Here is a 14397-nt window from a genome sequence, read left to right on the forward strand (position 1 = left end):
TCATGTGGATGGTGGCCTGGACCGGCCCAGTCTGAGCCACATTCTCAGGCGACGGAATGCCTCTTCAGCAACGTTGCCGGGCCGGCCGGATGACGATGTCAGAAGGATAATCGTGTATGGCCGGTATCTGGTGTCTGCAGGGCGAAGTTTCAAGAGCGCCAGCCCGGACCAGACCCGGCTGGCCGCCGATGCAACTACCGGGATCTTCCGATGGTCTGCGGTTCTCGCATACAGCTGGTCCTGCTCTACAAGCAATTCTTTGACGGAGCGACGGCCTTTGAGCAGGCCGTTGCATTGAAATTGCACCAGCGCGCCCGCCAAAACGACCGGAATGGCGGCCAGCAGCCAGGCTTTGCCAGCCAGGGCCGCCACAATCAGAAATGCCAGCAGCGCCAGCCAGGGCACAGTTGCCATGACCCCGACCAGCCAGGACGGTGAGAGCGTCAGCTCAATCCGGCTGGACACGATTGAGGATTATGTCGACCATCCGTTGCAGGTCCGGATCTTCCGGGCGGCTGCGCTGCATGAACCATTCGAACATGTCGTTATCCTCGCAGCTGAGCAGTTTTTTATAGCGGGCCTGGTCGTCGGCGTTGAGCTCCCGGTAGGCCTCCTCTACAAAGGGGATCAGGAGGTTGTCCAGTTCAAGCATGCCGCGACGGCTGTGCCACCACAGGCGGTTAAATTCTGCTTTTTCGGACGATGCAGGTGTCTCTGACATAGTTTTTACCATCGAATCGTTTGTAAAAGTCGGTGTTGATTCAGGGCGCAAGCGTGCGATAAGTCGTTGGTACCAGCACGGTATCACGGACCTCATGGAGCAGTCCCGGGTAATCCAGTGTGTAGTGCAGCCCACGGCTTTCCTTGCGCTGCAGTGCAGAACAGATTATCAGGTCTGATACGGTGACCAGGTTTCGCAGCTCTAGCAGGTCGTTGGTGACCCGGTAATTGCTGTAGAACTCGCCGATTTCCGCGGACAACAGGTCGGCCCGGTGCTTGGCCCGCTGCAGTCGTTTGGTGGTCCGCACAATTCCTACGTAGTCCCACATGAAGTGGCGCAGTTCGTCCCAGTTGTGGGAAATAACAACGTCTTCATCGGAATCGCGCACCTGGCTTTCATCCCAGTCCGGGGCTTCCGGGGGCGGCGGAATATCTGCCTCACGCCGGGTAATATCTGCCGCCGCCGCCCGCCCATAGACCAGACATTCCAGCAGGGAGTTGCTGGCCATACGGTTGGCACCGTGGAGCCCGGTGAACGCCGCTTCGCCCACCACATAAAGCTGGTTGATGTCGGTTCTGGCGCGTTCGTCGCTGACAATGCCGCCGCAGGTGTAGTGGGCGGCCGGGACCACGGGAATGGGTTCTCTGGTGATATCAATGCCAAAGCCCAGGCACTTCTCGTAAATGGTCGGGAAGTGGTGCTTTATAAAGTCTTCGGGTTTGTGGCTGATATCCAGGTACAGGTGATCGGCACCCAGGCGTTTCATCTCATGGTCAATGGCCCGGGCAACGATGTCCCGGGGTGCCAGTTCTCCGCGCGCATCGAAGCGGTCCATGAATCGAGTGCCATCGGGCAGTTTCAGCAAGCCGCCTTCACCGCGCACTGCTTCGGTGATCAGGAAGGACTTTGCATGGGGGTGATACAGGCAGGTCGGGTGGAACTGATTAAACTCCATGTTCGCCACCCGGCAGCCGGCCCGCCATGCCATGGCGATACCATCGCCGGATGCCCCGTCCGGATTGGTGGTGTAGCGGTAGGCCTTGGAGGCGCCCCCGGTGGCAATGACGGTAAACCGGGCCCGGAACAACTCCACATGGTTGTCCTCAAGGTTCAGGATGTAGGCGCCGATACAGCGGTTACCCGGCAGCGACAGTTTCCGGTTGGTGATCAGGTCTACCGCGACCCGGCCAGACATAAGCTCGATGTTGGGCCTGGCCTGGGCCTGGGATGTGAGGGTGGTTGAGACGGCATGACCGGTGGCATCGGCAGCGTGAATGATGCGCCGGTGGCTGTGACCGCCTTCCCGGGTCAGGTGATAGTGGGCATCCTGGTCCCGGCTGAAGTCGACTCCAGAATCAATCAGCCAGTCGATGCTTTCCTTGCCGTGCTCCACGGTGAAACGGACAGCATCCTCATGGCACAGGCCGGCCCCGGCATTCAGGGTGTCGGTGATGTGGTGTTCTGTGGAATCCTGATCATCCAGTACCGCCGCAATACCTCCCTGGGCCCAGAGGGTGGCGCCGCTGCTGATCTCGGCCTTGCTCACCACGCATACTTTCAGGTGCTCTGGCAGATTGAGAGCAACGGTCAGGCCGGCAGCACCACTGCCGATAATAAGAACATCGTATTCGCAGGACTGTGGCATCGGGTCGTTATCGCAGGCCATAATGTGGACGTGTATTGAACTAAACTTTACGCTTGCTGTCTATTTGGCCTGACAGGGTGAGCCGCCCGGCAGGTGGCGCACCCGTTTCATGAACGGACGCCGGATAGCATCAATGACGCAACGATACTTGGTACAGGCCGGACAGCTGGCCGTCAAATCAGGGAACCCCGGCAAACAGTCCATGACTCCTGATACAGACAAGCAACAGGGTGAGCACCCCGACAGCCAGACAGACCTGCAGTTGGTGCGCAAGGTCAAGAGCGGTGACCGTGCCGCGTTCGACCTGCTGGTAGTCAAGTATCAGTCCAGGGTTGCGTCTATCATCAGCCGTTACGTTTACGATAGCCAGGAAGTCATGGATCTGACCCAGGAAACCTTCGTTAAGGTATTCCGGGCGATCGAACGCTTCCGTGGTGACAGCGCCTTCTATACCTGGCTTTACCGGATTGCCGTGAATACTGCCAAGAACTATCTGGAATCCCGGGGGCGGCGTCCCCAGGGCAGTGCCGATTCGGCTGAAGCGGAGAATTTTGATGAAGGCTCGAGGCTTCGGGATACCGCTTCACCGGAACGGCTGCTGCAGAGGGAACAGCTCCAGAAGGAGTTGACCAAGGCCATTGCCCAGTTGCCGGAAGAACTGCGTTCGGCGTTTTTGCTACGGGAATATGACGGCCTCAGTTATGAAGATATTGCCGGGATACTGGAGTGCCCCATCGGTACCGTGCGTTCACGAATTTTCAGGGCCCGGGATGCGGTTGATCGTCATCTCGGACCTTTGCTCAACCACTCGGTCACGTAATTGAGGTTGCATCCCATGGATGATCGTCTCAGAGAAACACTGTCCGCCATGATGGACGACGAAGCTGACGAACTGTCGGTACGTCGCCTGTTGTCACACGGTAGCCAGGATGAGGTCCGGGCCCAGTGGCAGCGATGGCAGGACGTTCGGGATCTTCTGCATGACGGCCACTCACCGGCCCATGGAGTGGATGTGAGTGTTGCTGTGCGTGAATTGCTCGATGGCCGAACGTCCGCTTCGGCGCGGTCCCAGGTCCTGCGGCCGAACACGAATGTTCGCCGCTGGCACTGGCCTGCCGTGGCCATGGTTGCCACGGCGCTGCTCGTTGGTTTTGGCGCTGGCGCAGGTTGGGATTCTTCTGATGTCGGGCCTGCCCAGCCAGCGACTTCTGCTGCGCCAGAGGTGCCGGCACCGGACCAGCCGGTCAGGGAGATTGCACTGCAGGGTCTGGATGATGAGCAGTGGGAGTACATGAGTCGTTATTTGCTGGAACACGCGCAGCACAACAGTGTCGGCGCCGGTCAGGGAGCCGTCGGCTATGCCCGCCTGGTCAGCGCCAATGGCAACGGTTACTGATCCCTGGAGTGAGTGTGATCATACGCAAAGCCCTGAGTGCTGTTTCCCGGAATCGGTCACTGTCATTGCTGATGGCCCTGGTGGTCTTGCTTACCGGCCCAGTGCCGGCGGCGGCTGCCGATGAAGAGGAAGCAGCGGCCTGGCTCGAACGCCTCGGTCCGGCTCTGAACATGACCTCCTATCGCGGCGTTTTCGTGTACGCCCGGGGTGACCGCGTGCATTCAATGCAGATTGCGCACCGTTACAATGACGGTGTTGTCGAGGAGCGGTTGGTTCTGCAGGACGGCGGCAGCGGCGAAATCGTCCGCAAGGGAATGAACGTGGTCTGCGTGCTTCCCGAAAGGGGCCGCATCAAACTTGATCAGGTTATCCCATCCGGTCCTTTCGCCGAGGCGTTTACCAGCCAGCTGGTGCCAGTGAGCCGCTGGTATCGTGCTGAAATGAAGGGTGAGGATCGGGTCGCGGGTTACGATGTGGTGACGGTGGCCCTTCGTGCGAAAGATCCCTACCGCTACAGTCACCGGTTGTGGCTGGAGAAGTCCACGGGGCTTCTGTTAAAGAGTCATGTGCGCAATGCCGAGGGCGAGGTTCTGGAGCATTTCCAGTTCACCAGTTTGCAGATCGGCGAAAACATCCCCGACAGTGAGTTTGAAATTCGCACCCGTGGCCGTGAAATTTCGAGGACGCTCGAGGGCTCGGCGCCTCAGGCATCGACTGTTCAGCGCATGGATGGCTGGCAGCTTGGCTGGCGACCGGACGGTTTCGTGCCGGCCGCGGCTCCGCGTTCTGGCAAGGGGAAGGCGGTTGCTTTCTCTGACGGCCTGGCGGCGTTTTCGGTCTTTGTTGAGCCCGCTGGCGCGGTAAACATGCCCACCGGCGCCTCCCGGATCGGTGCCACGACAGTCTATATGCGCAAGGTCTGGGATGAGGGCAGAGCATTTCTGGTCACTGTTGTCGGTGAATTGCCGCCACAAACCGCTCGCCAGGTTGCTGAATCCGTCCGGATCGAGAACGCATTGGCACTTGGTGCAGGTGGGTCATGATTACGGAAACGGGGAAAGTTGTTGCGCTCAAGGGCGACCGTGTCTGGGTTCGGACCATCCGCGCCAGTGCGTGTCAGAGCTGTGCTGCCCGTAATGGTTGCGGGCAGAAAGTGCTGGCAGCCGCAACCGGGGGGCGGGCGAATCAGATTCTGGTGACGAACACAATTAACGCCCGGGTCGGGGATGAGGTCACCATCGGAATTGATGAGCGGGCGCTGCTTGGTGCCTCGCTGGTAGTCTATGGGATCCCGCTGATTCTGATGGTGGTGGCGAGTGTTCTTGGCCACCATTTGTCTGGTGGGCAGGACAGTGCCGCCATGCTGGCCGCCGCAGGTGGCCTGGCCCTGGGTTTTGTGGTTGTACGCAAACTGCAGCGTCCCGGCACAACGGACTACGAGCCCCGGTTGGTTCGGGTTAACCGGATTTTCTCCCAAAACTGTCTATAAATCCTACCGTTTTTTAAGTTGAAATTCGGTGTCTTGACCCGAAAACTACTGCAAGGTCTTTGCTACACCAGGGAGTACAACATGTCGAGAACAACAGAAGTTGCCCCGCAGTCCCGGAATTTTCAGTCCGGTGGCGCACTGGCCATTCTGCTATTGGTGCTGTCCGTCATTGTGCTGACGGGTTGGAGTCAGGCAGGGTTGGCTCAGGGTTTGCCCGATTTTACCGAGCTTGTTGAAGATAACGCGGGCGCTGTGGTCAATATAAGCACGACCAGTGCGCCCAAGGCGGGGAACGCGCGGGGTATGCCGTTTGACGAGCGCCAGCTCGAACAGATGCCTGAATTTTTCCAGGACTTTTTCCGCGGCCCCCAGTCTCCCTTTGGTGGTGCTCCGGGGAACTCCCAGCCTCGCCGGTCCATGGGCTCCGGTTTTATTGTGTCTGAGGATGGCTACGTACTCACCAACAACCATGTGGTTGAAGGTGCCGATGAAATCATTGTTCGCCTGAATGACCGGAGGGAGCTGCCGGCAACACTGGTGGGGACAGATCCACGTTCCGACATGGCGGTTCTGAAAATCGAGAATGGTGAAGATTTGCCCGTGGTGAAAATAGGCCGCTCGAGCGAGTTGAAAGTCGGTGAATGGGTGTTTGCAATCGGGTCTCCGTTCGGTTTCGATTATACGGTGACCGCTGGAATCGTCAGCGCCCTGGGTCGTTCACTGCCGTCTGAGAATTATGTTCCCTTCATCCAGACCGACGTTGCCATTAATCCGGGCAATTCCGGTGGCCCCCTGTTCAATCTGGACGGTGAAGTGGTCGGCATCAATTCCCAGATCTACACCCGCTCCGGTGGTTTTATGGGCGTCTCTTTTGCCATCCCCATTGACGATGCCATGAACGTTTTCCGCCAGTTGCGCGACAAGGGCGTCGTTTCCCGCGGCTGGCTGGGTGTATTGATTCAGGAAGTGAATCGTGATCTGGCGGAGTCCTTCGGCCTTGAACGGCCAAGAGGCGCACTGATTGCCGAAGTCATGGCAGACTCTCCGGCGCAACAGGCGGGCCTGCAGGCGGGCGATATCGTGCTTAATTACGACGGTGAACCCGTTGAGCTTTCCTCGGACTTGCCGCCAATGGTGGGTCGCACTCCGGTCGGTGAAACGGCCAATCTCAGGGTGCTCCGTGGTGGCGAAGTCATTGAACTGGGTGTCGAAATCGGCCGGCTGCCCGAGGAAGGAAGCGAGCAGGCGGTAGTTCCTTCGGGTGGCAGTGGCGGCCCATCCTCTGCACCTCTGGGTATGAGGGTGGAGCCTCTGCCGGCGGATCTTGCCGATTCCCTCGGTGTTGATGGTGGGGTGATTGTTGCCGATGTCGCCCGTGGCGCCGCTTATGAAGCCGGCATCCGACCGAGAGACGTAATCACTGAAATCAACCGCAAGAAGGTTGCCTCCGTTGCAGATTTTCGTGAGGTGGTCCGGGCGCTGCCAGACGACAAGGCGGTCTCGGTGAGAGTGGTGCGGCAGGGTCGCGCGCTGTACCTGGTGATGAAGCCCTGACCCTGAGTCACTGAGCACCAGGCAGTCTCTGAAAGCCCCCGGATGTGTTGAAAACGACACACCCGGGGGCTTTTGTTATACTCGCTGTCATAAATATAAATGAGTGGCCACGGAACGGACCAGAACCCATGATAAACAGACAGGAACTCTCCCTCCGCAAGCTGCTGGAATTTCGTAATGCCTGGGTCGCGTGGCTGATTTTTGCAGTGGCGGTAGCCGTCACTATCCTGCTTTGGCAGGTCTCAATCAGGCTTGTTGAAGACCGCACCGAAGCCAGATTCCGCACCCAGTCACTGCAGTTGAAATCGGCCATCGAAGAGCGCCTCCTGAACTATGAGCAGGTACTGGCCGGAAGCGCCGGGCTTTTCGCCGTGGCCGGCGATGTGTCCCGGGACCAGTGGCGGGAATACGTCGACAAGGTTGATATCAACCGTTATTACCCCGGTATTCAGGGTATTGGCTATGTCCGTCGTATTGGCGTGCGGCAGATGGCCGATCATATTTCATCCGTTCGGGCTGAGGGTGTTCACAACTACCTGGTGAAGCCGCTTGGAAGCGGTCCCTATTACTACCCCATGGTCTATCTGGAACCGGGAACCGAACGGAATCGCCGCGCCCTGGGCTACGATGCCTTCAGTGATCCGATCCATCGCCGGGCCATGGAACGGGCCCGTGATGACGCCGTCCCCACCATAACCGAGAAAGTCGTACTGGTTCAGGAGGAGCTCGGGAAGGACCAGGCAAGCTTTCTGATGTATTACCCCGTTTTTCAGGGCGGCGAAGTTCCCGGGATCCGAGCCGAGCGCCGCATGATGCTGGCGGGTTATGTGTTCAGTGCGTTTCGCATGAACAACCTGATTGACGGGATTGTTGGTCTGATATCGCCGTTTCTTGATGTCCGGATCTATGACGCGGGGGTCGCGGAGCGGCAGAATCTGATGTACGGCTCCAACCTGGGTTCGCTTGATAACGAATTCAGTTTCGAGATGAGCCAGACGATCAGCCAAGGGGGGCGTGACTGGTTACTGCAGACCCGGTCCACCCCGGCGTTCGATTTTCTGGCATCGGATCCGCGGCCGCCCATTGTGCTTGGAGCAGGCCTGGTTATCAGCGGACTGTTGTTCCTGTTCGTACTGGCTCTCATCCGCTCACGGCTGATGGCCCAGATCAGTGCCGGACGCTACCGGGCCATTACCGAAGGGGCTGCCAACGTCACGCTGGTAATGGACCGCACTGGGCAGGCTCTTTATGCCAGTCCGTCGAGCCTGGACATTCTTGGTTTTGAACCGGACCAGGTGCAGGCCCTGAATTTTGAAGAGCTGGTTCATGGGGATGACTGGCCCCAGTTGCAAAAGGGCTTTGACGATTCCGTGAGCGCACCGGGCAAGCAGATGCCGGTTATCCGTATCCGGATTCGCGATGCCGAGGGCCGGTGGCGGGATATGGAAGGCACGTTCACAGCCATGCTGTCTGTGCCCGGTGTTAACGGCGTTGTCCTGAGCCTCCGTGATCTGACGCAGCTGAAGGCTGCCCGGTCCGAGCTGCACCGCCTGGCGTTCTACGACCCGCTGACAGGGCTGGCAAACCGGCAGCTTTTTCGGGATCGTCTCAACCATGTGGTGAGCCGCAGTCGCCGGAGCGGGGAGCCGGCCGCCCTGATGTTCCTGGATCTGGACGGATTCAAACGCATCAACGATACCCTCGGGCATGATTCGGGTGACGAGCTGCTGTGCCAGGTGGCCCAATGGCTGGTGGGTTGCGTTCGCGAAGAGGATTCGGTCGCCCGGCTGGGGGGCGACGAATTTGTTGTCCTGCTGTCCCGGATCAGCGGTCCGGACGCCGCAGGCAAGGTGGCAGAGACCATTTTGCGCAGCCTGTGCCAGCGCATCCGTCTTAACGATCATGAGGTCGGAATCACCGTCAGTATCGGCATTACCATGGTTCCCCACGACAGTGAGGATGCCGGAACCCTGATGAAGTATGCCGACCTGGCCATGTACCGGGCCAAGGAACTGAGTCGGAATACCTTCCAGTTCTTCACGCCCGCGATGAATATCAAGGCTGCCCGGAGGCTGCTCCAGCAGGAGGAGCTGGCAACGGCTCTGGATGGCGAACGCTTCGTGCTGCACTACCAGCCCAAGATTGATCTGGCCAGCGAACGGGTGATCGGGGTGGAGGCATTCCTGCGCTGGCACCATCCGGATAAAGGGCTGGTATCGGCCCAGCAGTTCATCGCGCTGGCGGAGGAAACGGGGCTGATTGTGCGCCTCGGCGAGATGGCACTTCGCCAGGCCTGTATCCAGGTTCAGGCTCTCGAACGGGCCGGATTTGAGTCCCTGAAGATGGCGGTGAATCTGTCGGTGCGCCAGCTGACTGACTCCGGCTTTCTGGATATGATCCGGCAGGTCATTACCGAGACAGGCGTGTCGCCCGAGCGACTGGAGCTGGAAATGCCGGCCGGGCTTCTCAATGAAGACCCGAGAATGCTGCGCGAGCTGCTGGTTTCGCTCCACGATCTGGGCGTGTGCCTGATTCTCGACGATTTCGGCACCGGCTCCTGTTCGCTGGTTGCGTTGCAACAGCTGCCGCTGGATGTGATCAAGATAGACCACCGGTTTATTCGCGATATCCCCTACAACGTAAGCGCCACCGATGTTGCCTCCGCGGTTATTGCCCTGGCCCGCAAACTCCACCTCACGGTGGTGGCCGAAGGAGTGGAAACCCCGCAGCAGCTGAGTTTCCTGAAATCCCACGGCTGCGCCCAGTGTCAGGGTAACCTGTTCAGCTACCCTCTGGACGAGGATGCCCTGATCGGCTTCCTGGTCCGGCAGTATGAAAGGCCGCTGATTTCCTGATCATGGCAATGGCGGCCGGTAACCGGTAAAATCACGCCGTTCCCGGAACCGGGTAGCGGCCTCTCCGGGCTCAATCCTTCGTCTTAACTGAGTATTCATTGTCTGTGACTGAACTGAGCCGAATCCGTAACTTTTCCATTATCGCCCACATCGACCACGGTAAATCCACGCTTGCAGACCGTTTCATCCAGATCTGTGGTGGCCTGACCGACCGTGAAATGGCCGAACAGGTCCTGGACTCCATGGATCTTGAGCGTGAGCGAGGGATTACCATCAAGGCCCAGAGTGTCACGCTCAATTACACAGCCCGGGATGGTCAGGAATACAAGCTGAATTTTATCGACACCCCGGGGCATGTGGATTTCTCCTACGAAGTGTCACGCTCGCTTTACGCCTGCGAAGGGGCGTTGCTGGTGGTGGACGCCGGGCAGGGTGTGGAAGCCCAGTCGGTGGCCAACTGCTATACCGCCATTGAACAGGGACTGGAAGTGGTGCCGGTCCTGAACAAAATGGATCTGCCCCAGGCCGAGCCGGAGCGGGTGGCTGCGGAAATTGAAGACATCATTGGTATCGAGGCGTCTGAGGCAGTGCGTTGCAGCGCCAAAAGCGGCATGGGCGTTGACGATGTGCTGGAAGACCTGATCAAAAAGATTCCGCCCCCCAAAGGCGATCGCAGCGCGCCTCTGCAAGCGCTGATCATTGATTCGTGGTTCGATAATTACCTGGGTGTTGTATCCCTGGTCAGGGTGACTGAAGGAACCCTGAAAAAGGGCGACAGGATCGTCATCAAATCCACCGGCAAAGCCTGGAACGCGGACAAGGTCGGGATATTCAATCCCAAGCCAACCGATACCGACGTGCTGGAAGCCGGCGACGTCGGCTTTGTCGTTGCCGGTATCAAGGATATTCATGGTGCGCCGGTCGGCGATACCATCGTGCACCAGAAGTTCGCTGCTGAAACACCCATGCTGCCCGGTTTCAAGAAGGTCAAGCCGCAGGTATACGCCGGTCTGTTCCCGGTGAGCGCGGACGACTACAACGATTTCCGGGATGCGCTGGAGAAACTGACCCTGAATGACGCCTCCCTGTTCTTCGAGCCAGAGAGCTCAGACGCCCTTGGTTTTGGTTTCCGGTGCGGTTTTCTCGGTATGTTGCACATGGAAATCATCCAGGAGCGGCTGGAACGGGAATACGATATCGACCTGATTACCACCGCCCCCACGGTGATCTATGAGGTGGTTACCAAACAGGGTGAGATCTTGTCGGTGGACAACCCCTCAAGCCTTCCGGATATTGGTTCTATTGAAGAAATGCGAGAGCCGATGGTGGAAGCGAACATTCTGGTGCCCCAGGAGCACCTCGGTAACGTGATTGCCCTGTGTGAGGAGAAGCGGGGCGTTCAGAAGAACATGCACTTCATGTCAACCCAGGTTCAGCTGACCTATGAGCTGCCCATGGCGGAAGTGGTGATGGATTTTTTCGACCGGATCAAGTCTGCCAGCCGTGGTTTTGCGTCACTGGATTACCATTTCACCCGTTTCCAGCAAGCCAGTCTGGTGCGGCTGGATGTGCTGATCAACGGTGAGCGCGTGGATGCGCTGGCACTGATTGTTCATAAGGAGCAGGCGCATCGCAAGGGGCGTCAGCTGATCGAGAAAATGAAGGAACTGATTCCTCGGCAGATGTTTGATATTGCCATTCAGGCCGCCATCGGAAACCAGGTAGTATCGCGGGTTACGGTGAAGGCGCTGCGCAAGAATGTAACCGCCAAGTGTTATGGTGGCGACGTCAGCCGGAAGAAGAAACTGCTGCAGAAGCAGAAAGAAGGTAAAAAGCGTATGAAGCAGCTGGGCAATGTCGAGGTGCCTCAGGAAGCGTTTCTTGCCGTACTGAAAGTGGATAACTAAAAGGCCCCTGGATGGATATCGATTTTCCCCTGGTTCTGGTAGTACTGACCTTCGCAACGGGTTTGATCTGGCTGGCGGACAAGCTGTTTCTTCGAGAGCGTCGCCTCGCTGGTTCCCGTGCCAGTGGCAATGCCGCAGGCGGCTCAGCCGTCGAGGAAGAAGAGCCCAAAGAGCCCTACCTGGTTGATCTCAGCCGCTCCTTTTTCCCGGTGCTGGCGATTGTACTGGTCCTTCGGTCCTTTCTGGTGGAACCATTCCAGATTCCGTCCGGCTCCATGCTGCCAACGCTTGAGGTCGGGGATTTTATTCTGGTGAACAAATACGCTTACGGGCTTCGGTTGCCCGTCGCGGGCACCAAAGTCCTTACCGTTGACGATCCTCGGCGGGGCGATGTAATGGTGTTCAAGTACCCGAAAGATGGTGAGACCAACTACATTAAACGGGTCATTGGCGAGCCAGGTGACCGCATTCGTTACAAAGACAAACAGCTATTTATCAATGGCGAGCCTGTGGAGAGCCGATTTGTCGCAAGACTGCCCCCCGTGGAGTTGCGCCGGGAAGATCTGGGCGAGGTTGAACACGACATCTACCTGACCCTGGGCCGCCCCGGTGGAAGTGGTGAAGGGGAATGGCAGGTGCCCGAGGGCCACTACTTTGTCATGGGCGATAATCGTGACAACAGCAACGACAGCCGCTACTGGGGCATGGTCCCTGATGAGCTGGTAGTCGGCAAGGCCTTTGCAATCTGGATGCACTGGAAATCCCTTACCAGTCTGCCATCCTTTGATCGTGTGGGCGGAATCGAGTAACTCGGACTATCTGGAGTGCAGGCATAATGAAGAAAAACAATCTTTCCGGCATGGGCCGTCAAAGGGGTGCCTCGGCATTGACGATGATGGTCATGGTGCTGTTTTTTGGTGGTTTGCTGACTCTGGTGATCAAGCTCGGTCCCATTTACCTGGACGACATTACCATCCAGGAAGCGCTGGAAAGCCTTGATGGTACCGAGGGCCTGTCGGAGATGGGGGCTGCTCAGGTTCGCACGCTGATTAACAAGCGCCTAAGTGTGAACAATGTCCGGGGCTTTGATGCCAAGAATATCACCGTCGAGAAAAACGGCGAGTTCGTTGTGATCAATGTTGATTACGAAGTGCGCAATAACCTGTTCAGTAACGTGGATACCGTCGTCCACTTCAAGCATGAATATGAGATGAAGGGCAAGTGAGTTCACAACCGGATCTGGATCAGTTGCAGCGCCGCATCGGCTATCAGTTCCAATCGCCTGAGCGGCTTTTGCTGGCGCTTACCCACCGGAGTTACGGGAACCAGAATAACGAGCGCCTTGAGTTCCTCGGTGATTCCATTGTGAACATGGTCATTGCCGAATACCTGTTCCGTCATTTTGAAAAAGCCCGGGAAGGGCAGCTGAGCCGGCTTCGTGCCCGCATGGTCAAAGGCGTCACACTGGCGGAAATCGGCCGGGAGTTCCAGCTCGGTAATTACCTGCGTCTGGGGTCCGGGGAACTGAAAAGCGGGGGGTTCCGGCGGGAATCGATTTTGGCCGATGCGGTGGAGTCCATCATTGGTGCCATCTATCTGGACAGCGATTTCCACACCTGCCGTGAGCAGGTGCTGCGCTGGTTCGAACACCGCCTGGAAAAACTGGATCTTCAGGACACCCAGAAAGACCCGAAAACCCGTCTGCAGGAGTACCTTCAGTCCCGGCAGTTTCCGCTGCCGCTGTATGATGTGATTTCCGTGGACGGCGAAGCCCACAACCAAACCTTTCACGTATCCTGTGCGTTGCCTTCGCTGGACCGAAAAACCACCGGGACCGGCAGCAGCCGCCGCGTGGCGGAGCAGCAGGCGGCCCGTAACGCCCTGAAAGAACTGGGCGTGGAGAACCAGTAATGAACGATATCACCCGTCCTGAGAACCCGGACAGTCGCTGCGGTTTTGTGGCCATCGTCGGTCGTCCGAACGTGGGTAAATCCACGTTGCTGAATCACATTCTCGGGCAGAAACTGAGCATTACCTCCCGCAAGCCCCAGACCACGCGGCATCAGGTGCTTGGCATCAAGACCGTCGGGCCGGTCCAGGCGATTTATGTGGATACGCCGGGCATGCATGAAGATGAGCCCCGGGCCCTGAACCGCTATATGAACAAGGCGGCCACGTCGGCATTGATTGACGTGGATGTTGTGGTGTTCGTGGTGGATCAGCTGGCCTGGACCACCGCCGATGAGCTGGTGCTGGAGAAACTCAGCACGCTGAAATGCCCGGTTATCCTGGCGGTCAACAAGGTCGACAAGATCGGAAAGCGGGAAAGCCTGCTGCCTCACCTGGACATGCTCTCAAAAAAGCGCGAGTTTGCCGAGATCATTCCGCTTTCCGCCCTGAAGGAGACCAATCTGCAGCCTCTGGAAGAGGCCGTCGGGCGTTACCTGCCGGAGAGCATCCATTTCTATCCCGATGACCAGATCACCGATCGCAGCGAGCGCTTTCTTGCTTCGGAAATTGTCCGGGAAAAGATCACCCGCCAACTGGGTGCGGAGCTGCCGTACTCGGTGGCGGTAGAGATTGAGGAGTTCAGGCGCGAGGGCAGGACCCTTCACATCTCTGCGCTCATTCTGGTAGAACGTGAAGGGCAGAAAAAGATCATGATCGGCGACAGGGGCGAGCGGATGCGCCGTATCGGCCAGGAGGCGCGTGCCGATATGGAGCGTATGTTTGACAGCAAAATCATGCTGCGGCTCTGGGTGAAGGTAAAGCGTGGCTGGGCAGACAGCGACCGGGCCCTCAAGAGCCTGGGCATGAACGACCTCTGAGG

14 protein-coding genes are annotated in these 14397 nt (G+C 58.1%); 11 read left to right on the forward strand and 3 right to left on the reverse strand.

Features of this window, described 5'->3' with window-relative positions:
* From D0851_RS17625 to nadB, 3 genes are read right to left on the reverse strand one after another with little or no spacing between them, the layout of a single operon-like run.
* Complete coding sequence (locus tag D0851_RS17625; protein ID WP_117619795.1) at positions 1-465, reverse strand: hypothetical protein; 465 nt, start codon at positions 463-465, stop codon at positions 1-3.
* Positions 449-721 carry a succinate dehydrogenase assembly factor 2 gene (locus D0851_RS17630; protein ID WP_117619796.1) on the reverse strand — a complete coding sequence of 91 codons (273 nt, stop codon included), beginning with the start codon at positions 719-721 and terminating at the stop codon, positions 449-451. The genes D0851_RS17625 and D0851_RS17630 overlap by 17 nt, the downstream gene beginning before the upstream one ends.
* Positions 722-761: 40 nt before the next feature.
* A complete protein-coding gene (nadB, locus tag D0851_RS17635; protein ID WP_205422233.1) occupies positions 762-2366 on the reverse strand; it encodes an L-aspartate oxidase in 1605 nt (534 codons plus the stop codon).
* A 133-nt stretch (positions 2367-2499) separates the two neighbouring features.
* On the opposite strand from nadB, the gene rpoE reads away from it, so the two are divergent.
* From rpoE to era, 11 genes are all read left to right on the forward strand, one after another.
* Positions 2500-3186 carry an RNA polymerase sigma factor RpoE gene (rpoE, locus tag D0851_RS17640; protein WP_319922339.1) on the forward strand — a complete coding sequence of 229 codons (687 nt, stop codon included), beginning with the start codon at positions 2500-2502 and terminating at the stop codon, positions 3184-3186.
* 15 nt (positions 3187-3201) lie between these two features.
* Positions 3202-3762 carry a sigma-E factor negative regulatory protein gene (locus tag D0851_RS17645; RefSeq protein WP_117619798.1) on the forward strand — a complete coding sequence of 187 codons (561 nt, stop codon included), beginning with the start codon at positions 3202-3204 and terminating at the stop codon, positions 3760-3762.
* 71 nt (positions 3763-3833) lie between these two features.
* A complete protein-coding gene (locus tag D0851_RS17650; protein WP_162893792.1) occupies positions 3834-4805 on the forward strand; it encodes a MucB/RseB C-terminal domain-containing protein in 972 nt (323 codons plus the stop codon).
* Positions 4802-5251: a SoxR reducing system RseC family protein gene (locus D0851_RS17655; RefSeq protein WP_117619799.1), complete on the forward strand. Its 450-nt coding sequence runs from the start codon at positions 4802-4804 to the stop codon at positions 5249-5251. The genes D0851_RS17650 and D0851_RS17655 overlap by 4 nt, the downstream gene beginning before the upstream one ends.
* An 81-nt stretch (positions 5252-5332) precedes the next feature.
* Complete coding sequence (locus D0851_RS17660; RefSeq protein WP_117619800.1) at positions 5333-6805, forward strand: DegQ family serine endoprotease; 1473 nt, start codon at positions 5333-5335, stop codon at positions 6803-6805.
* Between the two features lie 128 nt (positions 6806-6933).
* On the forward strand, positions 6934-9660 hold the full coding sequence (locus D0851_RS17665) for an EAL domain-containing protein (protein WP_117619801.1): 2727 nt from the start codon (positions 6934-6936) through the stop codon (positions 9658-9660).
* A 104-nt stretch (positions 9661-9764) separates the two neighbouring features.
* A complete protein-coding gene (gene lepA / locus D0851_RS17670) occupies positions 9765-11567 on the forward strand; it encodes a translation elongation factor 4 (protein ID WP_117620455.1) in 1803 nt (600 codons plus the stop codon).
* An 11-nt stretch (positions 11568-11578) separates the two neighbouring features.
* Complete coding sequence (lepB, locus tag D0851_RS17675; protein WP_117619802.1) at positions 11579-12376, forward strand: signal peptidase I; 798 nt, start codon at positions 11579-11581, stop codon at positions 12374-12376.
* A gap of 26 nt (positions 12377-12402) precedes the next feature.
* Positions 12403-12792 carry a DUF4845 domain-containing protein gene (locus D0851_RS17680; protein ID WP_117619803.1) on the forward strand — a complete coding sequence of 130 codons (390 nt, stop codon included), beginning with the start codon at positions 12403-12405 and terminating at the stop codon, positions 12790-12792.
* A complete protein-coding gene (rnc, locus tag D0851_RS17685; RefSeq protein WP_117619804.1) occupies positions 12789-13478 on the forward strand; it encodes a ribonuclease III in 690 nt (229 codons plus the stop codon). The genes D0851_RS17680 and rnc overlap by 4 nt, the downstream gene beginning before the upstream one ends.
* Positions 13478-14395 (forward strand): GTPase Era, encoded by a 918-nt coding sequence (gene era / locus D0851_RS17690; protein WP_117619805.1) that lies wholly within the window; start codon positions 13478-13480, stop codon positions 14393-14395. Before rnc ends, era begins: the two co-directional genes overlap by 1 nt.
* Positions 14396-14397 lie beyond the last annotated feature (2 nt).

Origin of the sequence: Marinobacter sp. Arc7-DN-1, from assembly GCF_003441595.1 — a bacterium.
Taxonomy (GTDB): Bacteria; Pseudomonadota; Gammaproteobacteria; order Pseudomonadales; family Oleiphilaceae; genus Marinobacter; species Marinobacter metalliresistant.

Bases quoted from the DNA above. Each gene is read 5' to 3' on its own strand.
- era (WP_117619805.1), top strand. From the start codon at position 13,478: ATGAACGATATCACCCGTCCTGAGAACCCGGACAGTCGCTGCGGTTTT.
- rpoE (WP_319922339.1), top strand. From the start codon at position 2,500: ATGACGCAACGATACTTGGTACAGGCCGGACAGCTGGCCGTCAAATCA.
- D0851_RS17660 (WP_117619800.1), top strand. From the start codon at position 5,333: ATGTCGAGAACAACAGAAGTTGCCCCGCAGTCCCGGAATTTTCAGTCC.
- D0851_RS17650 (WP_162893792.1), top strand. From the start codon at position 3,834: ATGGCCCTGGTGGTCTTGCTTACCGGCCCAGTGCCGGCGGCGGCTGCC.
- nadB (WP_205422233.1), bottom strand. From the start codon at position 2,366: ATGCCACAGTCCTGCGAATACGATGTTCTTATTATCGGCAGTGGTGCT.
- D0851_RS17630 (WP_117619796.1), bottom strand. From the start codon at position 721: ATGTCAGAGACACCTGCATCGTCCGAAAAAGCAGAATTTAACCGCCTG.
- D0851_RS17680 (WP_117619803.1), top strand. From the start codon at position 12,403: ATGAAGAAAAACAATCTTTCCGGCATGGGCCGTCAAAGGGGTGCCTCG.
- D0851_RS17645 (WP_117619798.1), top strand. From the start codon at position 3,202: ATGGATGATCGTCTCAGAGAAACACTGTCCGCCATGATGGACGACGAA.
- D0851_RS17655 (WP_117619799.1), top strand. From the start codon at position 4,802: ATGATTACGGAAACGGGGAAAGTTGTTGCGCTCAAGGGCGACCGTGTC.
- D0851_RS17665 (WP_117619801.1), top strand. From the start codon at position 6,934: ATGATAAACAGACAGGAACTCTCCCTCCGCAAGCTGCTGGAATTTCGT.
- lepB (WP_117619802.1), top strand. From the start codon at position 11,579: ATGGATATCGATTTTCCCCTGGTTCTGGTAGTACTGACCTTCGCAACG.